General features: G+C 73.0%; 20 protein-coding genes. 10 read left to right on the forward strand and 10 right to left on the reverse strand.

What is annotated here, in order from left to right:
- Positions 1–51: 51 nt before the first annotated feature.
- Both glp and galU read right to left on the reverse strand, forming a co-directional pair.
- Entirely contained in the window at positions 52–1,374 is a 1,323-nt protein-coding gene (gene glp / locus AB0A94_RS12880; RefSeq protein WP_361743067.1) for a gephyrin-like molybdotransferase Glp, read from the reverse strand.
- A complete protein-coding gene (galU, locus tag AB0A94_RS12885; RefSeq protein WP_361743070.1) occupies positions 1,371–2,282 on the reverse strand; it encodes a UTP--glucose-1-phosphate uridylyltransferase GalU in 912 nt (303 codons plus the stop codon). The genes glp and galU overlap by 4 nt, the downstream gene beginning before the upstream one ends.
- Positions 2,283–2,374: 92 nt before the next feature.
- Between galU and AB0A94_RS12890 the strand changes: the two genes are divergently transcribed.
- Entirely contained in the window at positions 2,375–3,001 is a 627-nt protein-coding gene (locus AB0A94_RS12890) for a 5-formyltetrahydrofolate cyclo-ligase (RefSeq protein ID WP_361743073.1), read from the forward strand.
- 74 nt (positions 3,002–3,075) lie between these two features.
- Here the strand turns inward: AB0A94_RS12890 and AB0A94_RS12895 are convergent, their stop codons facing one another.
- A complete protein-coding gene (locus AB0A94_RS12895) occupies positions 3,076–5,937 on the reverse strand; it encodes a penicillin acylase family protein (RefSeq protein ID WP_361743076.1) in 2,862 nt (953 codons plus the stop codon).
- A 237-nt stretch (positions 5,938–6,174) separates the two neighbouring features.
- On the opposite strand from AB0A94_RS12895, the gene AB0A94_RS12900 reads away from it, so the two are divergent.
- The 6 genes from AB0A94_RS12900 (at position 6,175) to mscL (ending at position 12,068) form a co-directional block, all read left to right on the forward strand.
- Positions 6,175–7,707: a potassium/proton antiporter gene (locus tag AB0A94_RS12900; RefSeq protein ID WP_361743079.1), complete on the forward strand. Its 1,533-nt coding sequence runs from the start codon at positions 6,175–6,177 to the stop codon at positions 7,705–7,707.
- Positions 7,708–8,030: 323 nt separating this feature from the next.
- Positions 8,031–9,317, forward strand: a complete 1,287-nt coding sequence (locus AB0A94_RS12905; RefSeq protein WP_361743082.1) for an MFS transporter — start codon at positions 8,031–8,033, stop codon at positions 9,315–9,317.
- 68 nt (positions 9,318–9,385) lie between these two features.
- Positions 9,386–9,706 carry an FmdB family zinc ribbon protein gene (locus tag AB0A94_RS12910; RefSeq protein ID WP_361743085.1) on the forward strand — a complete coding sequence of 107 codons (321 nt, stop codon included), beginning with the start codon at positions 9,386–9,388 and terminating at the stop codon, positions 9,704–9,706.
- A 78-nt stretch (positions 9,707–9,784) separates the two neighbouring features.
- The gene (locus AB0A94_RS12915; RefSeq protein ID WP_361743088.1) at positions 9,785–10,627 is read left to right on the forward strand and encodes an S-methyl-5'-thioadenosine phosphorylase; all 843 of its coding nucleotides are present in this window, start codon (positions 9,785–9,787) and stop codon (positions 10,625–10,627) included.
- 322 nt (positions 10,628–10,949) lie between these two features.
- Complete coding sequence (locus tag AB0A94_RS12920; protein WP_361743091.1) at positions 10,950–11,462, forward strand: hypothetical protein; 513 nt, start codon at positions 10,950–10,952, stop codon at positions 11,460–11,462.
- Positions 11,463–11,597: 135 nt separating this feature from the next.
- The gene (gene mscL, locus AB0A94_RS12925) at positions 11,598–12,068 is read left to right on the forward strand and encodes a large conductance mechanosensitive channel protein MscL (protein ID WP_361743094.1); all 471 of its coding nucleotides are present in this window, start codon (positions 11,598–11,600) and stop codon (positions 12,066–12,068) included.
- A gap of 13 nt (positions 12,069–12,081) precedes the next feature.
- Here the strand turns inward: mscL and AB0A94_RS12930 are convergent, their stop codons facing one another.
- A complete protein-coding gene (locus AB0A94_RS12930; protein ID WP_217129718.1) occupies positions 12,082–12,258 on the reverse strand; it encodes a hypothetical protein in 177 nt (58 codons plus the stop codon).
- A 43-nt stretch (positions 12,259–12,301) separates the two neighbouring features.
- Between AB0A94_RS12930 and AB0A94_RS12935 the strand changes: the two genes are divergently transcribed.
- Together AB0A94_RS12935 and AB0A94_RS12940 are read left to right on the forward strand one after the other, a co-directional pair.
- Complete coding sequence (locus tag AB0A94_RS12935; protein ID WP_361743097.1) at positions 12,302–13,330, forward strand: P1 family peptidase; 1,029 nt, start codon at positions 12,302–12,304, stop codon at positions 13,328–13,330.
- 195 nt (positions 13,331–13,525) lie between these two features.
- Positions 13,526–14,272, forward strand: a complete 747-nt coding sequence (locus tag AB0A94_RS12940; protein ID WP_361743100.1) for a DUF6227 family protein — start codon at positions 13,526–13,528, stop codon at positions 14,270–14,272.
- Positions 14,273–14,293: 21 nt separating this feature from the next.
- Here the strand turns inward: AB0A94_RS12940 and AB0A94_RS12945 are convergent, their stop codons facing one another.
- The 5 genes from AB0A94_RS12945 to AB0A94_RS12965 form a co-directional block, all read right to left on the reverse strand.
- Positions 14,294–14,578 carry a hypothetical protein gene (locus AB0A94_RS12945; RefSeq protein WP_361743103.1) on the reverse strand — a complete coding sequence of 95 codons (285 nt, stop codon included), beginning with the start codon at positions 14,576–14,578 and terminating at the stop codon, positions 14,294–14,296.
- Positions 14,579–14,694: 116 nt separating this feature from the next.
- The gene (locus tag AB0A94_RS12950; protein ID WP_361743106.1) at positions 14,695–16,788 is read right to left on the reverse strand and encodes a fructose-specific PTS transporter subunit EIIC; all 2,094 of its coding nucleotides are present in this window, start codon (positions 16,786–16,788) and stop codon (positions 14,695–14,697) included.
- An 82-nt stretch (positions 16,789–16,870) separates the two neighbouring features.
- A complete protein-coding gene (gene pfkB / locus AB0A94_RS12955; protein WP_361743109.1) occupies positions 16,871–17,818 on the reverse strand; it encodes a 1-phosphofructokinase in 948 nt (315 codons plus the stop codon).
- Positions 17,815–18,576: a DeoR/GlpR family DNA-binding transcription regulator gene (locus tag AB0A94_RS12960; RefSeq protein ID WP_361743112.1), complete on the reverse strand. Its 762-nt coding sequence runs from the start codon at positions 18,574–18,576 to the stop codon at positions 17,815–17,817. The genes pfkB and AB0A94_RS12960 overlap by 4 nt, the downstream gene beginning before the upstream one ends.
- 186 nt (positions 18,577–18,762) lie before the next feature.
- Positions 18,763–20,286 carry an MFS transporter gene (locus AB0A94_RS12965; RefSeq protein WP_361743115.1) on the reverse strand — a complete coding sequence of 508 codons (1,524 nt, stop codon included), beginning with the start codon at positions 20,284–20,286 and terminating at the stop codon, positions 18,763–18,765.
- Between the two features lie 63 nt (positions 20,287–20,349).
- On the opposite strand from AB0A94_RS12965, the gene AB0A94_RS12970 reads away from it, so the two are divergent.
- Positions 20,350–21,321, forward strand: a complete 972-nt coding sequence (locus AB0A94_RS12970) for a YafY family protein (protein ID WP_361743118.1) — start codon at positions 20,350–20,352, stop codon at positions 21,319–21,321.
- A 40-nt stretch (positions 21,322–21,361) separates the two neighbouring features.
- On the opposite strand, the gene AB0A94_RS12975 is transcribed toward AB0A94_RS12970, so the two are convergent.
- On the reverse strand, positions 21,362–22,039 hold the full coding sequence (locus tag AB0A94_RS12975) for a TetR family transcriptional regulator (protein WP_361743121.1): 678 nt from the start codon (positions 22,037–22,039) through the stop codon (positions 21,362–21,364).
- Between the last annotated feature and the right edge of the window lie 240 nt (positions 22,040–22,279).

Genomic DNA, 22,279 nt, shown 5'->3' on the forward strand with positions numbered 1-22,279 from the left:
TGCGGCGCACGGGCCTGCTGTGCGCGACACGGTACCGCCAACCGGTCGCGCTCAGCCGAGCAGGACCACCTCGACCTCGGTGCCGGGCGCGACGGACTCGGCGTCCTCGGGAACGACGATCAGCGCGTCGGCCTGTGCGAGGGCCGCCACGAGGTGGGAGCCGGCGCCGCCGACGGGCGTCACGGTGCCGTCGGCGTACCGGCCGCGCAGGAACTGGCGGCGGCCCCCCGGCGAGGTCAGCGCCCGGTCCGCGGTGAGCTTCGCGCGCACCCTCGGCCGGTGGACGTCCGTCAGGCCCATCAGGGTGCGGATGGCGGGACGGACGAACAGCTCGAAGGAGACGTAACTGGAGACCGGGTTGCCGGGCAGGGCGAGGAGCGGGGTGTGGTCGGGGCCGATGGAGCCGAAGCCCTGGGGTTTGCCCGGCTGCATGGCGAGCTTGCGGAACTCGACACCGCTGCCGGGCTCGTCCTCGTCCGCCGTGTACGACAGCGCCTCCTTGACGACGTCGTACGCCCCGACGCTCACGCCACCGGTGGTGACCACCAGGTCGGCGCGGACCAGCTGGTCCTCGATGGTGTCCCGCAGGGTCGCGGCGTCGTCGGCGACGGCGCCCACGCGGTAGGCGATCGCGCCGGCGTCCCGCGCGGCGGCGGTGAGGGCGAAGCTGTTGGAGTCGTAGATCTGGCCCGGGCGCAGTTCCCCGTCGGGCTGGACGAGTTCGCTGCCGGTGGAGAGCACCACCACGCGCGGGCGCGGGCGCACCCGGACCGTGCCGCGGCCGATGGCGGCCAGCAGGGAGATCTGCGGCGGGCCGAGGACGGTGCCGGCCGCCAGGGCGCGGTCACCGGCCCTGACGTCGCTGCCCTCGGCGCGCACGTGCGCGCGTGCCCCGGCCGGGCGGTACACGTGCACCTGCCCGGTGGCGCCCTCGGGGGCGAGGCTGCGGGCGCGCATCCCGGTGGCCGGGCCCTCGCCGAGCCCGCCGTCGGTCCACTCGACGGGGACGACGGTCTCGGCGCCGGGCGGGAGCGGGGCGCCGGTCATGATGCGGGCGGCCTGGCCGGGGCCGACGTGGAGGAGGCCGGCCGCGCCGGCGGCGACGTCCCCGACGACCTCGAGGGCCGCCGGGTACCGCTCGCTCGCGCCCGCGACGTCCGCGACCCGCACCGCGTACCCGTCCATGGAGCTGTTGTCGAACGGGGGCAGGGAGACCGGCACCGTGACGTCCTCGACCAGGACGCAGCCCTGGGCGTCGAGGAGCTGGAGCTCGATGGGTTCGAGGGGCCGGACGGTCGCGAGGATGTCGTCCAGGTGCTCGTCCACCGACCAGAGGTGGTCAGGGCCTGCGGTGCGGGGCGCGGCGGTGCTCAACGTTGCTGCATCTCCTCGGTGACGTATCGCTGGAGCCAGGTCCGGAAGTCCGGGCCCAGGTCCTCACGTTCGCACGCGAGTCGGACAATGGCACGCAGGTAGTCGCCGCGGTCGCCGGTGTCATAGCGGCGGCCCTTGAAGACGACGCCGTGCACCGGGCCGCCGACCTGCTCGTCCGTGGCGAGCTGCTGGAGGGCGTCGGTGAGCTGGATCTCGCCGCCGCGGCCGGGCTCGGTCTTGCGCAGTATGTCGAACACGGCCGGGTCGAGGACGTAGCGGCCGATGATGGCGTAGTTGGACGGCGCGTCCTCGGGGGCGGGCTTCTCGACCAGGCCGGTGACCTTGACGACGTCGGCGTCCGCGGTGGTCTCGACGGCGGCGGAGCCGTAGAGGTGGATCTGCTCGGGGGCCACCTCCATGAGCGCGACGACGCTGCCGCCGTGCTGCTGCTGGACGTCGATCATGCGCTGGAGCAGGGGGTCGCGCGGGTCGATCAGGTCGTCGCCGAGGAGGACGGCGAAGGGCTCGTCACCGACGTGCGGGGCGGCGCACAGCACGGCGTGACCGAGGCCCTTGGGGTCGCCCTGGCGGACGTAGTGCATGGTGGCGAGGTCGCTGGACTCCTGGACCTTGGCGAGGCGGCCGGCGTCGCCCTTCTTCTGGAGGGCGGACTCCAGCTCGTAATTGCGGTCGAAATGGTCCTCCAGGGGGCGCTTGTTGCGGCCCGTCACCATGAGGACGTCGTCGAGACCGGCGGAGACGGCCTCTTCGACCACGTACTGGATCGCCGGCTTGTCGACGACCGGCAGCATCTCCTTGGGAGTGGCCTTGGTGGCCGGCAGGAACCGGGTACCGAGGCCGGCTGCGGGGATGACAGCCTTGCTGATCCGAGGGTGTGACTGAGACATGCCCGACACCATATCGGGCCCCTTTGCAGGGAATCTGAGACTCCGGTCAATTACCGCTCATATGAGCATATTAGAACGGTACAGGAACAGACTTGAGACACGAAGAGGACGCGAACGAGCCTGACAAGCGGGCATGGCGCCGGGAGGTCCTCGCGGCGAGGAACGGGTTGACGGCGGATGACGTGCGGGAATCCGCGGTCGCGCTGGCCGGACAGGCACTCGGACTGCCTAAACTGGCGCACGCGCGCACGGTCGCGGCGTACGTCTCCGTGGGGAGCGAACCCGGCACACTCGCGCTGCTCGATGCGCTGCGCACGCGGGGCGCACGCGTGATCCTGCCCGTGCTGCTGCCCGACAACGACCTGGACTGGGGAACGTACGAGGGTGAGGGTTCGCTCGTTCGCGTGCGACACGGCGCGCGCATGGCGCTCCTCGAGCCCGCGGGGCCGCGTCTCGGACCGGACGCCGTCACGGAGGCGGACGTCGTCCTGCTGCCGGGCCTGGCCGCCGACACGCGCGGAATGCGCCTGGGCCGCGGCGGCGGCTCCTACGACCGGGTCCTCGCCCGGCTGGACCGCGCGGGCGCGCGTCCGTCGCTGGTGGTGCTGCTGTACGACGCGGAGGTCGTCGACCGCGTCCCCGTCGAGCCGCACGACCGGCCGGTGCACGCGGTGGTGACGCCGTCCGGGGTGCGCCGGTTCGGCCGGCGGTTCGGCTGAGCCCTCACCCCGCACACGCGGAAGCGGCCTCCCGCGGGCGCGCGGGAGGCCGCTTCCGACGGCGGGGACCGGGGTCAGGGCTTCAGCAGCAGGGTGTCGCTGGTGCTGTCCTCGACCGCCTTCTCCGAGTACGACCACTCCAGCAGCTCGCCCTCGGCCCACTTGTCCGTCTGGTCGACGTAGTGGGAGTTGTAGGCGTGCCCGGAGGCGCCGGTGAGGTTGATCCAGCGGGACTTGTCGAGGTCGCCGAGGTTGACCACCATCCGCATGGATGGCACCCATACGACGTCGTAGCCGCCGGCGGCGTTCCAGCCGGTCGCGTTGACGGTGGCCTCGCCGCCGCCGAGCTTCCACGGGCCGCGGTTGAGGAGGTACTGCAGGAAGCCCGGGCCCTCGGTGCCGAGGGTCTGGTTGTTCAGGAACAGGCGGTGCAGCCGGCCCCAGCTCCAGGTGTCGATGTCCTTGCCGAGCTTGGCGGTCAGCTCCCAGCGGGCGTCGATCAGGGCGCGCTTGAACAGCTCGTCACGGTTGTCCGCGTCGGGGCGGGTGCCCGACCTGGGGGTCTTCCACCAGTCGCTGTCCTCCTTGTCCATCAGCTTGCGGACCACCTCGAACCAGCGGTCGCCGCCGTCGGGCTGTGCCTGGTCGGCGTCGCGCTGACCGCACTCGCGGACCTTGCCCGCCTCGTCGGCGGGCCCGGTGGTGTTGACCGGGTCGACCCACAGGCACTGGCCCTTGACCCGCAGCTCCTTGGGCAGCTTGTGGCCGAAGGCGAGCTTGAGGATGTTGCGCCACACGGAGTTGAAGTAGGCGGCCGCCGCCGAGTCGGCGTCCTGGGTGTAGTCCCAGCCCTCCAGCAGCTTCTGCGCCTCGCGGACGTCCGCGTCCTCGGTGTCGATCTTGAGCAGGTGCGGCACCAGCAGCTTGGCGATGGAGCTGGAGTTGTCGAGCTGCATCTGCCGCATGTCGTCGGTGGAGATCTTGCCGCCGTCCTTGATCTTCGACTTGATCAGTTCGGTGATCCGCTGGCTGCGGGCACCGTAACCCCAGTCGGTGGTCAGCGTGTACGGGTACTCCTCGCCGACGACGGCCTGGTTGGCGGTGACGATGTAGCCGCGGTCCGGGTTGTACTCGTAGGGCAGCGCGTCCTGCTCGATCCAGCCGGCCCACTCGTAGTCGGAGTCCCAGCCGGGGGCGGGGACGGAGCCGTCGTGCTTCTCCGCGCGGGTGGGGATCTTCCCGGGGAGCGTGTAGCCGATGCTGCCCTCGGTGTCCGCGTAGATCAGGTTCTGCGAGGGCACCTCGAACAGGGTGGCCGCCTCGCGGAAGTCGTCCCAGTCCTTCGCGCGGTTCATCGCGAAGATGGAGTCCATGGTGCGGCCGGCGTCCAGGGCGGTCCAGCGCAGCGCGACGCCGTAGCCGTCGCCCCGGTCGGGAGCGGCGCTGTCGACGGTGGCCTTCCTGCCGGTCTTCACCAGGTCGTCGGAACGGTCGGAGAGCAGCGGGCCGTTGTTGGTCTCGCGGACGACGATCTTCTGCGCCTTGCCGCCGGCGACCTCGATGGTCTCCTCGCGGGTCTTGAACGGCACCACCTTGCCGTCGTACTGGTAGCCGTCGCCGGTGATCTTCTCCAGGTAGAGGTCGGTGACGTCGACGCCGGAGTTGGTCAGGCCCCAGGCGATGTCCTGGTTGTGGCCGATTATCACGCCCGGCATGCCCGCGAAGGTGTAGCCGGTGACGTCGTACTGGCACTCGGCGGAGACGTCTCGGCAGTGCAGGCCCATCTGGTACCAGACGGACGGCAGCGAGGCCGACAGGTGCGGGTCGTTGGCGAGCAGGGGCTTGCCGGTGATGGTGTGCTCGCCCGCGACCACCCAGGAGTTGGAGCCGATGCCGTCGCCGTTGACGCCGACGGCGGTGGGGAGGTCCTCCAGGACCTCCTGGAGGCCGGTCAGCTGGCTCTCCAGGGAGGAACCGCCGGTGCCGGTGCCGGTCCCAGTCCCTGTACCGGTCCCAGTCCCTGTACCGGTCTCAGTCCCTGTGCCGGTCCCGGTGCCGGTGCCGGTCCCGGTGCCGGTACCGGTCCCTGTGCCGGTACCGGTCTCCGTGCCGATACCGGTACCGGTGCCCGTGCCGTCCGTGCTCTCACCCTGCTCGTACGCTCCGGTGAGCTGGTCGTACTGGCCCTCCTGGACCACCGGCTTGTTCCGGCTGTACGGGTACGCCGGGTACAGGTCGGCGATCTGCTTCGGGCCGAGGCGGCTGGTCATCAGCGCGCGGTCGATCTCGTCCTGCATGTTGCCGCGCAGGTCCCAGGCCATCGCCTTCAGCCAGGCCACGGAGTCGACCGGGGTCCACTCCCCCGGCTTGTAGTCGTTCTCGAAGCCGAGGGCCGCGTACTCCAGGGAGATCTCCTTGCCCTCCTTGCCCTCCAGATAGGCGTTGACCCCCTTGGCGTACGCCTGGAGGTACTTCTTCGTGGCGGGGGAGAGCTTCTTGTCGTACTCCTCCTTGGCGACCCGGTCCCAGCCCAGGGTGCGCAGGAACTCGTCGTTGTCGATCTGGCTCTCGCCGAACATCTCCGACAGACGCCCGGCGGTCATGTGCCGGCGCACGTCCATCTCGTAGAACCGGTCCTGCGCCTGGACGTAGCCCTGCGCCATGAACAGGTCCTCGTCGGAGGAGGCGTAGATCTGCGGGATGCCGTAGCCGTCCCGCTTGACGTCGACGGTTCCCGTCAGGCCCTGGAGGGTGATCGAGCCCTTGGTCTGCGGGAAGGAGGCGCGCACGGTGCTGACGGACCAGTACCCCCCGTAGGCGACACCGCCGATCAGGGCCAGCACCAGGACGAGCACGATCAGTCGGGCTCTGCGCCCCTTCTTCCTGCCGGACTTGCCGGGTTGCTGGCCCGTGGAGGCGGTGGTGTCGGTGGGCATCGCTGTCCTTGCTGTCCTAACGCGAGCGGCAGGTCGGGCTGTGCTTTTAACTGAGCGCTGGAGCAACGATAGGCGCAGGGCCCCGCGGCACTTGACGCGGAGTGGGGAACCAGCCCGGACGGACGTTCGATCTTGCCCTCTCGAGCGTCAAGAACGCGTCAAGAGTTAGGTAAGGTAACGAAGTAGTTTGCCGCGGAAGCGGTGGATCGCATGCGATGTACGTGAGCTCACGCGCGGGTGCGCCTGAGTCAGGGAAGGGAACGGCCGCTGACTGTCCACCACCTCAACCAGCTCCTGCTCGTCTGCTCGATCGTCCTGCTCGTCGCCGTCGCAGCGGTCCGGATCTCCTCGCGCAGCGGGCTCCCCAGCCTGCTCGTCTACCTGGGCATCGGCATCGCCATGGGCCAGGACGGCATCGGCGACATCCACTTCGACAACGCCGAGCTGACCCAGGTCATCGGATACGCGGCCCTGGTCGTGATCCTGGCCGAGGGCGGTCTGGGCACGAAGTGGACGGAGGTGAGACCGATCCTGCCCGCCGCCTCCGCGCTCGCGCTGGCCGGCGTCGCGGTGAGCGTCGGCGTCACGGCGTCGGCCGCGCACTTCCTGGTCGGGCTGGAATGGCGGCAGTCGCTGATCATCGGCGCGGTGGTCTCCTCGACCGACGCGGCGGCCGTCTTCTCGGTGCTGCGGAAAATACCGCTCCCCGCGCGGGTGACGGGCACACTGGAGGCGGAGTCCGGCTTCAACGACGCGCCCGTCGTCATCCTGGTCGTCGCCTTCTCCTCGGCCGGACCGGTCGAGCACTGGTACGTCCTGGTCGGCGAGATAGTGCTGGAACTGGCCATCGGCGCCGCCATCGGGTTCGCGGTGGGCTGGCTGGGCGCCTGGGGACTGCGGCACGTGGCGCTGCCCGCCTCCGGCCTCTACCCGATCGCCGTCATGGCCATCGCGGTCGCCGCCTACGCGTTCGGCGCGATCGCCCACGGCAGCGGCTTCCTCGCCGTCTACCTCGCCTCGATGGTGCTGGGCAACGCCAAGCTGCCGCACTGGCCCGCCACGCGCGGCTTCGCCGAGGGGCTCGGCTGGATCGCCCAGATCGGCATGTTCGTCCTGCTCGGCCTGCTCGTCACCCCGCACGAGCTGGGCGACGACATCGTGCCCGCGCTGGTCATCGGACTGGCGCTCACCATGGTGGCCCGCCCGCTGAGCGTCGTCGTCTGCCTGCTGCCGTTCCGGGTGGCCTGGCAGGAGCAGACGCTGATGTCATGGGCGGGACTGCGCGGCGCCGTGCCCATCATCCTGGCGACGATCCCGATGGTGCAGGGTGTCGCCGGGAGCGAGCGGATCTTCAACATCGTCTTCGTCCTGGTCGTCGTCTACACCCTCGTCCAGGGGCCGACCCTGCCCTGGCTGGCCCGCAAGCTGCACCTGGGCGGGGACTCCGCCGCCGACCTCGGCATCGAGTCGGCGCCCCTGGAGCGGCTGCGCGGACACCTGCTGTCGGTCGCCATCCCGGCCGGGTCGAGGATGCACGGCGTGGAGGTCGCCGAGCTGCGGCTGCCGGCCGGGGCCGCCGTCACCCTCGTCGTGCGCGAGGGGAACTCGTTCGTGCCGCTGCCGTCGACGGTGCTGCGCCGCGGGGACGAACTGCTCGTCGTCGCCACGGACCCGGTACGGGACGCCGCCGAACGGCGCCTGCGCGCGGTCGGCCGGGGCGGCAAGCTGGCCGGCTGGCTGGGCGGCGACGGACCGGGGACGGGACACTGACGGACCGGGGACGGGGCGTCGGCGGACCGGAGACGGGGCGTCGGCGGACCGGGGACGGGGCGTCGGCGGATCCCAGGCGGGACGCCGGTGGATCGCTGACGGCGTGCCCGGCTTCACAGCGGGCCGCAGGTGATCCCTGTACGATGCAGGCGACCCCCAGATCGAACCAACTCTGCCTGACGCAGAGCTGGCGCGACCGTATGGCGGCCGGAACGCCCTGAGCTGTGGCGCCGGTATCTACCGCAGTCAGCGCAAGAGGACAGCTCTCGGCGCCCCCGCACGACCCGCGCGGGCCGCTACCAGGTGGCGGAAAGGCACGGGCCGTGGCATCCACGGTCACCACGTCGAAGGACTCGGCGGCCACCTCCCGACCGGGATACGGCCGGCTGCTGCGCACGCGCGGCGCGTGGACGTTCCTGCTCCCCGGCTTCGCGGCACGCCAGCCGTTCGCGATGCTCACCCTCTCCATCGTGCTGCTGGTGCAGCACACCACCGGCTCGTACGGCGCGGCCGGCGCCGTCGCGGCCGTCACCGGCGTCTCCATGGCGCTGTTCGCCCCCTACAGCGGCCGTCTCGCCGACCGCCACGGTCAGCGCGCCGTCCTCGTACCCGGCGTCCTCGTCCACACGGCGGCCGGAGCGGCCCTCACCGCGCTGGCGCTCACCCACGCGCCCCTGTGGGCGCTGTTCGCCGCCGCCGTGCCCACGGGTGCCTCGGTGCCGCAGATCGGGCCCATGGTGCGGGCCCGCTGGGGCGTGCGGCTCAAGGGCTCCCCGCTGCTGACCACCGCGGCGGCCTTCGAGTCCGTCACCGACGAGTTCACCTTCGTCGTCGGACCGCTGCTGGCCACGGCCCTGTGCACGGCCGTCGACCCGGCCGCGGGCCTGCTCACCGAGGCCGCGCTGACCCTGGTCGGCGGTCTGCTGTTCGCCGCGCAGAAGGGCACGCAGCCCGAGACGGGCCGCGACGGGCACGCGCGCGTGGAGCACGTCTCCGCACTGCGCGTCCCCGGTGTGCGCGTGCTGATCGTGACCTTCCTGGGCATCGGTTCCGTCTTCGGCGGCATGCAGGTCTCGCTGGCCGCGTTCACCGAGTCGATCGGCGAGCCCGGACTGAACGGCGTCCTCTACGGCGTCTTCGCCGCGGGCAACATGCTCTCCGGCATCGCCTGCGGCGCGATCGTCTGGAAGACCGCCCCGCAGCGGCGCCTGGTGATCGGCTACACGGCGCTCGCGCTGACCGCCTCCGCCCTGTGGACCGCCCACTCGGCACTGCTGCTGGCCGGGCTCGGCCTCCTGGTCGGCATGTGCATCGCACCGGCCCTGATCACCGGCTACACACTGGTGGAGAACCTGGTCCCGGCGGGTGCCCGCACCGAGGCCTTCACCTGGCTGACCGGCGCCGTCGCGCTCGGCCAGGCGGCGGCCGTCACGGTCGCGGGACAGCTGGAGGACCGCCTGTGGGGCGGCGCCGGCTTCCTGGTCCCGATGGCCGGTACGGTGCTGGCCCTCGCGACGCTGCTGGCGCTGCGGTCGCGGCTGGCCGCGCCCCCGCGCGGGCACACCGTCGCACGTGGCGTCGGTCACCGCGAGTCCGTCGCAGTGGACTGAACCCGCGGAATACGTCAAGATGGACCGTCGTTAGCACTCATCGAGTGAGAGTGCCAGGAGGAAGACAAGTGCCGACCTACCAGTACCAGTGCACCGAGTGCGGCGAGGGCCTCGAGGCGGTGCAGAAGTTCACCGACGACGCGCTGACCGAGTGCCCCAACTGCCAGGGCCGCCTGAAGAAGGTGTTCTCGGCGGTGGGCATCGTCTTCAAGGGCTCCGGCTTCTACCGCAACGACAGCCGCGGCTCCTCGTCGAGCAGCTCGCCGGCGTCGTCGAAGCCGTCGAGCACGTCGTCCTCGACGTCCTCCTCGTCCTCGGACTCGGGTTCCAGCTCCAGCTCGTCCAGCTCGTCCGGTTCGAGCAGCTCCACCAGCACCACCGCCGCGTAGGGCCGCTTCCTCACGGAACCCCGTCGTCCGCCGACGACGGGGTCCTCGGCGTCCCCGGGTGCGGTTAGGGTGCGGGACATGGCGAACATGGCGAAGGCCGGGATCGGCGTGATCGGCGGCTCCGGTTTCTACTCCTTCCTCGACGACGTGACCGAGGTCCAGGTGGACACCCCGTACGGGGCGCCCAGCGACTCCCTCTTCCTCGGCGAGGTGGCCGGCCGGCGGGTCGCCTTCCTCCCCCGGCACGGACGGGGCCACCACCTGCCGCCGCACCGCATCAACTACCGGGCCAACCTGTGGGCGCTGAGGTCGGTCGGCGTGCGCCAGGTCCTCGGGCCGTGCGCGGTCGGCGGCCTGCGGCCCGAGCACGGACCGGGCACGCTGCTGGTGCCGGACCAGCTCGTGGACCGTACGAAGTCCCGGGCGGGCACCTACTTCGACGGGCTGCCGCTGCCCGACGGCACGGTGCCGAACGTGGTCCACGTGTCGCTGGCCGACCCCTACTGCCCCACCGGGCGGGCCGCCGCGCTGAAGGCGGCCCGGGGCCGGGACTGGGAGCCGGTGGACGGCGGCACGCTGGTCGTGGTGGAGGGGCCGCGCTTCTCCACCCGCTCCGAGTCGCTGTGGCACCGGGCGCAGGGCTGGTCGGTGGTGGGCATGACCGGCCACCCCGAGGCGGCGCTCGCCCGCGAGATGGAGCTCTGCTACACCTCCCTGACCCTGGTCACCGACCTGGACGCCGGCGCCGAGACCGGTGAGGGCGTCTCCCACGACGAGGTGCTGCGGGTGTTCGCCGCCAACGTGGACCGGCTGCGGGGCGTGCTCTTCGACGCGGTGGCGGCGTTGCCGGCGACGGAGGAGCGGGACTGTCCGTGCACGTCGGCGCTGGGCGGGATGGACCCGGGGTTTGCGCTGCCGTAACCACTCGCGGGGGTGGAGCGTCCCGTTCGGGTGGAGGAGTTCTCCACAGGGCCGTGGTGTGTCCACAGGGCCCGGCGGGGCGCGGCGCGAGGCCTCATCGTGGGAGTCGCAAGCCGGTCCCTCGTCGCAGGTGGTGGTACCCGTGTCCCGTCTTCCCTCCTCGCTCCGCTCCCCCTCCCGCGCTGTCCCGCGCCCGCCGGGTACCACGTTCCCCCGCCCGCCGGGTACCGCGTTCCCCCACCCGCCGGGCACTTCGTTCCCCCACCCGCCCGACGCCTCGTTCCCCCACCCGCCCGGCCTCGAGGTCCCTCCCCCGTGCGAGGTGCCGCACTTCGCCCCGGTGCGGGTGCGCGGTGCCCTGCCCCTCCCTGCCGGGCTCGTACGGCACCGGAGGCGGGCCATGGCGCTCGGCCTCGCGGTCACGGCGGCGGCGCTGGTGGCGGCGGGGCCGCGGGACGCGGACCGGTCCCGCGGCCGTCCCGACGGGGCCCCGGCGGCCCGTTCCGCCTCGGTGTCCCCCGGAGACCGTGCCGTACGGGCGCGGGGCGCGGGCGCGGTGGTCACGGCGGCGGTGCGGATCGCCGACGCGGCCACGGTACGGCTGCTGCGGCCGGGCGACCGGGTGGACGTGATCGCCGCCGAGGAGACGGTGTCCGGGGGCGAGGCCCGTGTGGTCGCGCGCGGGGCGCGGGTGACCGAGGTGCCGGAACCGGCGGACGGAGCGGACGGGACGGGCGACGGCGGGGCGCTGGTCGTGCTGTCGGTGCCGCGTTCCACCGCGGCCGGCCTGGCCGGCGCGAGCGCCACGGCACGGCTGGCGGTGACGATGTGGTGACCAGGGCTTCCCCGGTCCTCGTCCGCGTGCGGGGCCCTTTCGCCGGGCGGCCCGGCTGGACAGGCCGGCACCGGGGTGACGTAGGTTGCGGAGCGTTTTCTTCCGCACCGTACGCACGAGAAATGAGGCCTCGAAGTGAGCCACCAGGAGAAGACGAGCGTCCTGCAGGGCTTCAAGGCCTTCCTGATGCGGGGCAACGTCGTCGATCTGGCCGTGGCGGTGGTGATCGGCGCGGCCTTCACCAACATCGTCAACGCGGTCGTGAAGGGCGTCATCAATCCGCTGGTGGGCGCCTTCGGCACCAAGAACCTGGACAGCTACAGCTCGTGCCTGAAGGGCCCCTGCGAGGGCGCCGGCGACGCGGCGACCGGCGTGCGGATCCTGTGGGGCTCGGTCCTCGGGGCGACGCTGCAGTTCGTGATCACCGCGGCGGTCGTCTACTTCCTGATGGTGCTGCCCATGGCGAAGTACCTGGCCCGGGTGGAGGCCCGCCGCAAGGCGAAGGAGGGCACGCACGAGGTCGTCGAGATCACTGAGCTGGAGGTGCTCAAGGAGATCCGCGACACCCTCGTCGCGCAGCGCGGCACGGGCCGGGACGAGCGGTAGGCGCTCCGCCGGGTCAGAGGTGGTGGGGCGGCTTCTCGTCGAGGAAGCGCTTGAGATCGGCCGCGCTGTCGCCGGACGGACGCTCGCCCCAGCCGCGGTCCGTGTCGTCCGAGGACTGCTGGTCCAGCGGGTCGTCGAAGACCAGCGCCGGCGTGGGCCCGCTCGGGCGGGGATCGGGGTCGGTGCTCATGTGCCCAGGGTACGGCCGCCCCTGACCGGGCAGTACTGGCCCCATGACAGCTGACGCTCTGACGGATGTGGCCGGCGTGCGCGTGGGACACGCGACGCGTGCCGGCGGCGGATGGCTCACGGGCACCACGGTCGTGCTCGCGCCCGAGGGCGGGGCCGTGGCCGCGGTGGACGTGCGCGGCGGTGGCCCCGGCACGAAGGAGACCGACGCGCTCGATCCGCGCAACCTGGTGCGGACGGTCGAGGCGGTCGTGCTGACCGGGGGCAGCGCGTACGGGCTCGACGCGGCGTCCGGGGTGATGGCCTGGCTGGAGGAGCGGGGGCGCGGAGTGCGCGTCGGGCCGGATCCCGCGCACGTGGTGCCGGTGGTGCCGGCCGCCTGCGTCTTCGACCTGGGGCGGGGCGGTGACTTCCGGGCCCGGCCGGACGCGGCCACCGGCCGGGCCGCGGTCGAGGCCGCGGCGGCGAGCGGTCCGGGAGCACCGGTGCCGCAGGGGTGCGTGGGCGCCGGTACGGGCGCGGTGGTCGGGCAGGTGAAGGGCGGGGTCGGCACCGCGAGCGCGGTGCTGGACTCGGGCATCACGGTGGCCGCGCTGGTGGTGGCCAACGCGGCGGGGTCGGCGGTGGATCCGGAGACGGGGGTGCTGTACGGGGAGTTGTTCCGGGGCCGGGTGCGTTATCCGGAGCCGGAGGTGCACGGGGCCGCGCTGCGGCGGCTCGCGGAGGTGGCCGGGCGGAACGCGGCTCCACCGCTGAACACCACGCTCGCGGTGGTCGCCACCGACGCCGTCCTGTCCAAGGCGCAGGCGCAGAAACTGGCCGGCACCGCGCACGACGGCATCGCGCGGGCCGTGCGGCCGGTGCATCTGCTCAGCGACGGCGACACCGTCTTCGCCCTGGCCACGGGCGCCCGCCCGCTCGACGCGGCGGACCCCCTGGCCCTGAACGAGATCCTCGCGGCGGGCGCGGACCTGGTGACCCGCGCGATCGTACGGGCCGTCCGCGCCGCCGGCCCGGTGGACGGTCCGGGCGGTTCGTGGCCGTCGTACGGGGAGTTGTACGGCGGGCGCTGAAAGGAGGGGCCGGCCACCGGCTGCCGAAGTACCTTTTGCTCAGAAGCAGTTGACGTACGTCCGGGCGGTGCCGGGAATTTCTCGCGCGCTCCGTTCGTTTTTCGCCATACGTTTCCTCGGTTCCCGGACACGATTCCACCCGAGGGGCTACGGTATGCACCCACAAGGTGACATGCAGCAACGCCGGGAGAAACCTTGAGCGTTCCGTACGAGACGGCAGCGTACGAACCACCCGACTCGCCCGAGTCTCCGGAGGAGCACCTCGCGCGCCTCCTCGGCCGCGCCCTGAACTCCTTCGAGCTGCCCGACGAGGCGATCCGGCGACTGGACTGCGCGCTGGCGTACGACGGTTCGCTGCACTCCGCGCACCACAGCGCGGGGCTGCACCGGGAGACGTACCGCCACACCTGGCTGCTCGCCGACGGTTCGGCGCTGACCCTCTGGGAGCTCGTGCACAACACGGCGCCGGGGGACGAGCCGCAGCACGAGGTGTACGTGGACGAGGAGGAACTGCGGACGGCCACGGCCCGGCTGCCGTTGCCGCCGGACGCGCCGGACTTCGAACTGCCGGTGACGGTGCAGCTGTTGCCGCCTCCCGCGCTGCGGAACGTGTACGTCCCGGACGGTTCCGCGGATCACGCGCGGCGCTTACTGCGCCGGGCGGAGAACACGGACCGGCCGGGCGCCGAGACGGCCGCGCTGCTGGCCACGGCGTGCGCGCACCGGATCACGCAGGCCTTCGGCCGCCCGTCCCGCGCGGGACGGGCGGGGCTGTCCTTCTCGCTCTACGAGCACGCGTTCCTGCTGGGCGACGGTGCGGAGCTGTCCGTGTGGGAGGTCGAGCACACGGTCACGCCGGACGGGCGGCACATGTGCGAGGTGTACGTCAGCGAGGACGCGGCGCGGGAGGCGATGGAGCGCCGGGCGGCGCAGGTCTCCTGAGGCGGCGGGCGGGGCCGCGGCTCAGTCCCCCTCGCTGAAGCGCCGTACCAGCACGGCGAACGCGTCGCGTTCCGCCGGCGTGAGCCGTACGGCTTCCACCTGGGGGCCGCTCCGCTGCTGGCGCGGGATCACCGGGGTGCCGTGGGGCGTGTGCCGCGAGGTGGCCTCCGAGTGCTCCCGGGTGCGCCCGCGCGTCCGCCCGCGGCGCCGCCGCAGGGCGTCGGCCAGGCCCGCCGCGCAGGCCATGGCCACCAGGGTGAGGACGGTGGCGCCCGTCGTCCGCGAGAGTGTCGTGTACTCAGGCATGCGGCCCAGTACACACCACGATCCGGGGCTTCGGCCCCGGATCGTGATGATGGTGATCTATATCGCAGTAGGAATGAAACGCCCACACCTACCCAAACGGACGCATCGTCGTAACTCTACGCGGCCACCGGCTGCTTGGTCTCCGCCGACGGCACCGATGTGGCCCCGCCCGCGCCCGTGGTGACCGGGGCCGGCTTGCGCAGGCCCTTGAGGACGATCACCAGGGCCGCCGTGACACAGACGCCCGCGGCGATGGCGACCAGGTAGAGGAACGGGTTGCCGATCAGCGGGACGACGAAGACGCCGCCGTGCGGGGCGCGCAGGGTGGCGCCGAAGGCCATCGACAGGGCACCGGTGACCGCGCCGCCCGCCATCGAGGCGGGGATCACCCGCAGCGGGTCGGCGGCGGCGAACGGGATCGCGCCCTCGGAGATGAAGGAGGCGCCCAGGACCCAGGCGGCCTTGCCGTTCTCGCGTTCGGTGCGGTCGAAGAGCTTGCCGCGGACCGTGGTCGCCAGGGCCATCGCCAGCGGCGGCACCATGCCGGCGGCCATCACCGCGGCCATGATCTTCATCGCGGAGTCGCCGGGGCTCGCGACGGCGATCCCGGCGGTGGCGAAGGTGTAGGCGACCTTGTTGACGGGCCCGCCGAGGTCGAAGCACATCATCAGGCCGAGGAGGGCGCCGAGCAGGACGGCGTTGGTGCCGGTCAGGCCGTTCAGCCAGTCGGTCATGCCCTTCTGGGCCTCGGCGATGGGCTTGCCGATGACGACGAACATCAGGAAGCCGACGACCGCCGTGGAGATCAGCGGGATCACCACCACCGGCATGATGCCGCGCAGGGCCGCCGGTATGCGCGCCTTCTGGATCGCGATCACCACGCCGCCGGCGATCAGACCGGCCGCGAGACCGCCGAGGAATCCGGCGTTGACGGTGAGCGAGACCGCGCCGCCGACGAAGCCCGGCACCAGGCCGGGCCGGTCGGCCATGCCGTAGGCGATGTAGCCGGCCAGGACGGGGACGAGGAAGCCGAAGGCGACGCCGCCGATCTGGAAGAGCAGGGCGCCCCAGCTGTCGGCCTGGGTCCACACGAAGTGGTCCGTCACCGGCGGCGCCTCGTTGATCTCGTAGCCGCCGATCGCGAAGCCGAGGGCGATGAGCAGACCGCCCGCCGCGACGAACGGCACCATGTAGCTGACGCCGGACATCAGCCAGGTGCGCAGCTTGGTGCCGTAGCCCTCGCCGCCGTCGCCGGCGCGCTCGACGGGCGTACCGCCGGACGCGCCGGACGTGGCCGCCGCGGTGACCTCGCCGCGCTCCGCCTTGCCTCTCACCTCGGTGATCAGCTCGGCGGGCCGGTTGATGGCCGCCTTGACGCCGGTGTCGACGGTCGGCTTGCCCGCGAAGCGGTCCTTCTCCCGTACGGGCACGTCGTGGGCGAAGATCACGCCGTCCGCCGCCGCGATCACGGCCGGGTCGAGCCGGGTGAAACCGGCGGAGCCCTGGGTCTCGACGACGATCTCGATGCCGGCTTCCCGGCCGGCGTTCTCCAGCGACTCGGCGGCCATGTAGGTGTGGGCGATGCCGGTGGGGCAGGAGGTGACGGCGACGACCCGGAACGGGCGGTCGCCCTCGGGGGCGGTGGTGCCCGTGGCGGCACCGGCGGAGGCCGCCGCCGGCGCCGCCACGGAGTCCTCGACGGCCACGGAGTCCTCGACGGCCACGGAGTCCCCGGCGGCCGCGGAGTCCCCGGCGGCCGCGGAGCCGGCCTCTTCGCCCCGGATGAGCGCGGCCGCCGCTCCCGCGTCGCCCACCGACCGCAGGGCATCGGTGAACCCGGTGTTCATCAGCTGCCGGGCCAGCGACGACAGGATCGTCAGATGGGCGTCGTCGGCACCGGCCGGGGCGGCGATCAGGAAGACCAGGTCGGCGGGCCCGTCCGCCGCGCCGAAGTCGATCCCGGTGGCACTGCGCCCGAAGGCGAGCGTGGGCTCGGTGACGTGTTCACTGCGACAGTGCGGGATGCCGATGCCGCCGTCGAGGCCGGTCGGCATCTGCGCCTCGCGGGCGGCGACGTCGGCGAGGAAGCCGTCCAGGTCGGTCACCCGGCCCAGGGCCACCATGCGCTCGGCGAGGGCGCGCGCCGCCGCCTCCTTGGTGTCGGCGGACAGGTCGAGATCGACCAGTTCCGCAGTGATCATGTCGCTCATCGCGGGCTCCTTCGCACGCGTATCGCCCGTGCAGCGGGGTGGGCGGAAGGGGGGACGGGGGTGAGGAGGGGGAGGGGAGGGTTCATGACACCGGCTCCCGCAGTGCGCGGTCGGCGGGTACCTCGGCCGTGACGGTCACCGCGGCCGGGTCCAGGTCGGCCGGGGTCGGCATCACGCTGCCGGGGAGCTTGACGGCTGCCGCGCCGTGGGCGACGGCGGAGGCGAGCGCCTCGGGGCCGCGCCCGCCGGCGACGAGGAACCCGGCCAGCGAGGAGTCGCCGGCGCCCACGTTGCTGCGGACGGCGTCCACCGCCGCGGTGCCGAACCAGGCGCCGTCGTCGTCCACGAGCAGCTGCCCGTCGGCGCCGAGGCTCGCGAGGACGGCCCGGGCGCCCATCCCCCGCAGCTCCTCCGCCGCCTTCAGCGCGTCGCCCACGGTGGCCAGGGGCCGCCCCACGGCCTCGGCGAGCTCCCCGGCGTTCGGCTTCACCACGTCGGGCCGCTCGCGCAGGGCCGCGAGCAGCGCGGGCCCTGAGGTGTCCAGCGCGACGCGTACGCCGGCGGCGTGCACCCGGGCGACCAGTTCGGCGTACCAGGAGGGGGCGAGCCCGCGCGGCAGGCTGCCGCAGCAGGCGATCCAGTCGGCGCCCGGGGACTGCCGGCGCACGGTGTCGAGGAGCAGTTCCCGCTCGGCCGGCGTCAGTTCCGGGCCCGGCGCGTTGATCTTCGTGAGCACGCCGTCCGCCTCGGCGAGCGCGATGTTGGAGCGGGTGGCGCCGGCGACCGGGACCGGAGCGACCTCGATGCCCTGCGCGTCGAGCAGGTCGGCGACCAGGGCGCCCGGTGCGCCGCCCAGGGGCAGTACGGCGACCGTGCGCCGGCCGGCCGCGGTGACGGCGCGGGAGACGTTGACGCCCTTGCCGCCGGGGTCGACGCGTTCGCCGGTGGCCCGGACGACCTCGCCGCGGTCCAGCGAGGGGACCTCGTAGGTGCGGTCCAGGGACGGGTTGGGGGTGACGGTGAGGATCATGCGCGCACCACTTCCGTGCCGCCGCGCTCGATCGCGGCGGCGTCGTCCGGGCTGAGCCCGCTGTCGGTGATCAGCAGGTCCACGTCGCCCAGGTCGCCGAAGCGGGCGAAGTGCTCCTGGCCGTGCTTGGAGGAGTCGGCGAGCAGCACCACCCGGCGGGCGGCGGCCATGGCCGCGCGCTTCACGGCGGCCTCGGCGAGGTCGGGCGTGGTCAGCCCGTGTTCGGCGGAGAACCCGTTGGCGGCCACGAACAGGACGTCCGCGCGGATCTCGGCGTACGCGCGCAGCGCCCAGGCGTCCACGGCGGCGCGCGTACGGTGCCGTACGCGCCCTCCGACGAGATGGAGCTGGATGCCGGGGTGGTCGGCGAGGCGGGCCGCGATGGGCAGGCTGTGGGTGACGACGGTGAGGGAGAGCTCCACCGGCAGGAGGCCGGCGAGCAGCGCGGCCGTCGAGCCGGCGTCGACGATCACGGCGCCGTCGGCCGGGAGTTCGGCGAGGGCCGCCCTGGCGATGCGGTCCTTCTCGTCGGCCGCGGTCGTCTCCCGCTCGGCGAGGTCCGGCTCGAAGTCGAGGCGTCCGGCCGGGATGGCCCCGCCGTGCACCCTGCGGACCAGGCCGGCGCGGTCGAGGGCCTTGAGGTCCCGGCGGATGGTCTCGGCGGTCACCTGGAACTCCTCGGCCAGCGAGACCACGTCCACCCGGCCGCCGTCGCGGGCGAGCCGCAGGATCTCCCGCTGGCGTTCCGGTGCGTACATGGTGGCCTGCCTCCGAGTCCGTTCATGCCCGAACGTGTGGTTTCGCCCGCAGAGTACGCCCCGATGTCCGGAAAGTAAACAGACATGGGCACGTACGGACACGAACGGGCTTCCGTTCATGTCCGTACGTACACACGCCGAGGGCCCGGCACCCCGTGAGGCGCCGGGCCCTCTCCGCGGACCCGCTCAGGCCACGAGCTCCCGCTCCTTCTCCACCGCCACCGGAGCCTCTCCCGCGCCCTCCACGTGCTGGGCGGGACGCTTGGGCAGGGCGAACATCAGCAGGAAGATCACGCCCAGCACCGCGGCCACATAACCCAGCGCGTGCTGGAAGCCGTCCGCGAAGGCCGGGCCCACCTCGGCCGGGGCGAGCCGCTCGTCGATCACCCCGAAGAACACCACCGACACCAGGCCGAGCCCCAGCGCGTTCCCCATCTGCTGCACGGTGTTGATCAGCCCCGACGCCGACCCGGCGTGCTCACGCGGCACCTCGGACAGCACCGCGTCGGTCAGCGGGGCCACGATCAGCCCCATGCCGACGCCCATGACCGCCAGCGGGAGCGCCATCTGCCAGGAGGTGATGTCCATGCCGTAGCGCTCGGACTCCCAGACGTAGAGCAGGACGCCCGCCGCCATCACCAGCGCGCCCGCCTGGAGCACCTTGCGCCCGTAGCGCGGCACCAGCAGCTGCACCGACATCCCGGCCGCCACCGAGACGGCGACGGAGAACGGCACCCCGGTCAGTCCGGCCCGCAGCGCGCTCCAGCCCAGGCCGACCTGCATGTACAGCGTCCAGACCAGGAAGAAGACGCCGAGGCCGATCCCGAACACCGTCTGCACCGCGATGCCCGCCGCGAAGCTCTTCACCTTGAACAGCGACAGCTCGATCAGCGGGGAGCCGTCCCGCGCCCCCTTGACCCGCTCGTACGCCACCAGCGCCGCGAAGACCACCAGCGAGCCGGCCATCGACACGTACCCCCACAGCGGCCAGCCCAGCTCACGCCCGCGGGTCAGCGGGTAGATCAGCATCAGCAGCCCCAGCGTCACCAGCGCGACGCCCACAAGATCCAGCTTCAGGGCGCGCGGCGCCTTCGACTCGGTGATGAAGCGGCCGCCGAGGACCAGGCCCGCGATGCCGACCGGCAGGTTGATCAGGAAGATCGGCCGCCATTCCAGGCCGAACAGGTTCCACTCGGTCAGCAGCGCGCCGAGCAGCGGCCCGGACACCGCGCCCAGGCCGACGATCGCGCCGAACAGCCCGAACACCTTGCCGCGTTCGTGCGCCGGGAAGGTCGCGTGCACGATCGACAGGACCTGCGGCACCATCAGCGCCGCCATGGCGCCCTGCAGGATGCGGGAGGCGACCAGCATCTCCGGGTTCACGGCGAGACCGCACAGCGCGGAGGCGACGGTGAAGCCGCCGATGCCGACGAGGAAGATCCGCTTGCGGCCGTGGATGTCGCCGAGCCGGCCGCCGGTGACCAGGCCGGCGGCGAAGGCCAGCGCGTAACCCGCGGTGATCCACTGGATCTGGCTGAAGGTGGCGCCCTCGTCGCGCTGGATCGACGGGATCGCGATGTTGACGATCGTGACGTCGACGAGGTCCATGAAGGCGGCGGTCATCACGATCGCCAGCGCGAACCAGCGGCGGCGGTCGCCCTGGTCGCCCGCGGCGGGCCGCGGTGCGTGCGGGGTGTCGGTGGAGTTCATGTCCCGGAAGCTATTTCCCAAGTAGGTCGGATCAGGTCCTAGTTCCGCGGCATCCTCGTTCTCATGACGACGGACACCCCGGCCCGGCTCCTGACCCTCCTCTCCCTCCTCCAGACGCCCCGCGAATGGCCCGGCGGCGAACTGGCCGACCGGCTCGGGGTCTCCCGGCGCACGGTCCGGCGGGACATCGACCGGCTGCGCGAGCTCGGCTATCCCGTGCAGGCCACCCTGGGCGCGGACGGCGGCTACCGGCTCGTCGCCGGCAAGGCGATGCCGCCGCTGGTGCTCGACGACGAGGAGGCCGTGGCCATCGCGGTCGGGCTGCGGGCCGGCGCCGGGCACGCGCTGGAGGGCGTGGACGAGGCCTCCGTGCGGGCGCTGGCCAAGCTGGAGCAGGTGCTGCCCGCCAGGCTGCGCCACCGCGTCAGCACGCTCCAGGCCGCGACCACCCCGCTGACCAGCGGAGACGGGGCGACGATCGCGCCGGAGACGCTCACCGTCATGGCCTCCACGGTGGCCGGGCACGAGCGGCTGCGGTTCGCCTACCGGGCCGCCGACGGCACCGAGTCCCGGCGGGTGACCGAGCCGTACCGGCTGGTGTCGACCGGGCGGCGCTGGTACCTGGTGGCGTACGACCTCGACCGCGCGGACTGGCGGACGTTCCGCGTCGACCGGGTGAGCGAACCCTTCGCGACCGGGGCGCGGTTCACCCCGCGCGAGCTGCCGACCGGGAGCGCGGCGGAGTTCCTGCGCCGGTCGATGTACCGCGCGCAGGAGTCCTACGAACTGGTCGTCACCTTCGCCGCACCGGCCGAGGCGGTCGCCGCCCGCCTCCCGGGCTGGCTGGGCACGCCCGAACCGCTGGACGCGGGAACCTGCCGGCTGCGGGCGACGGTGAGCGGCGCCAAGGACTGGGTGGCGGTACGGCTGGCGACGCTCGGGCACGGGTTTACGGTGCATGAGCCCGCGGAACTGGTGGAGGTGGTACGGGAGTTGGGGGCGCGGATGAGCCGGGCGGCGGGCGGTGCGGAGTGACGCGGCGCCGGAGCCCTCCGGGAACGGCCGCGGGCCGGCGTCAGGCCGCCCACGCGAAGTCCCGTAGCGCCGCGAGGTTGGCGACCGCCAGTTCGGCCGGGCCCCCGGGGCCCTCGGAGGGGCCGTCGCCGGCCGCCCAGTTCTCCATCGCCGTGCGCACGGCCGCGCTCGCGACGGCGGCGGTGAAGCACAGCCGGGTGCGGTCGGCAACGTTGTCGGCCTGGTACGGGACGTGAGCGGCCGCCAGCCGCTCCGCCAGCGCCTCCGCCAGGCTCCGCTCCGACTCCCGGCACGCCTCCGCCCACACCCGGCGCAGGGCGGGGGTCGCCTCGGCCAGCCGGATCAGGGTGCGCACCCAGTCCCAGGAGGGCGCCGACACCCCGAGACCGGGGGTGAGCGTGTGGCGCACGGCGTCCTCCAGGACCCGTGGCAGGGGCACCCCCGCGGGGGCGGCGCGCACCGCCGCCACCCAGCGCTGGGCGCCGACGGCGTAGAGCGGGCCGATGGCCTCTTCCTTGCTGGCGAAATACCGGTAGAAGGTGCGCGGGGCGATGCCGGCCGCCTGGGCGATGTCCTCGGCGCGGGTGGCCCGCAGGCCCTGCCGGACGAAGAGACCGGCCGCCGCGCGGGCGATCTCCATACGGGTCTCGGCCTTGCGCCGTTCGGTCAGCGAGACCGCGGGAGGCTGCGGGGGCGACGTCGGGGTGGTGCTGCTCACGCCCGGCAGGCTATGCCCATGTGACACAATCTGCCATCTGGCGGGCCACCCCGGGGTTCAGGTCCGGGGTGACCCGCCGGCCGACGGCCGGCGGCGCGCATGAGGAAGCCGGGCCCGGCGCCCGGGGGGAGGGCGCCGAACCCGGCTTGGGGAAGTCCCGGCGCCGGGGGGGTTGTGCGTCGGGACGTGGCTCGGTGGGTCCAGGATCTCAGGGGCCCGAAGTTCGAACTCCCGGCCTGG

Origin of the sequence: Streptomyces sp. NPDC044984, assembly GCF_040646935.1 — a bacterium.
GTDB lineage: Bacteria > Actinomycetota > Actinomycetes > Streptomycetales > Streptomycetaceae > Streptomyces.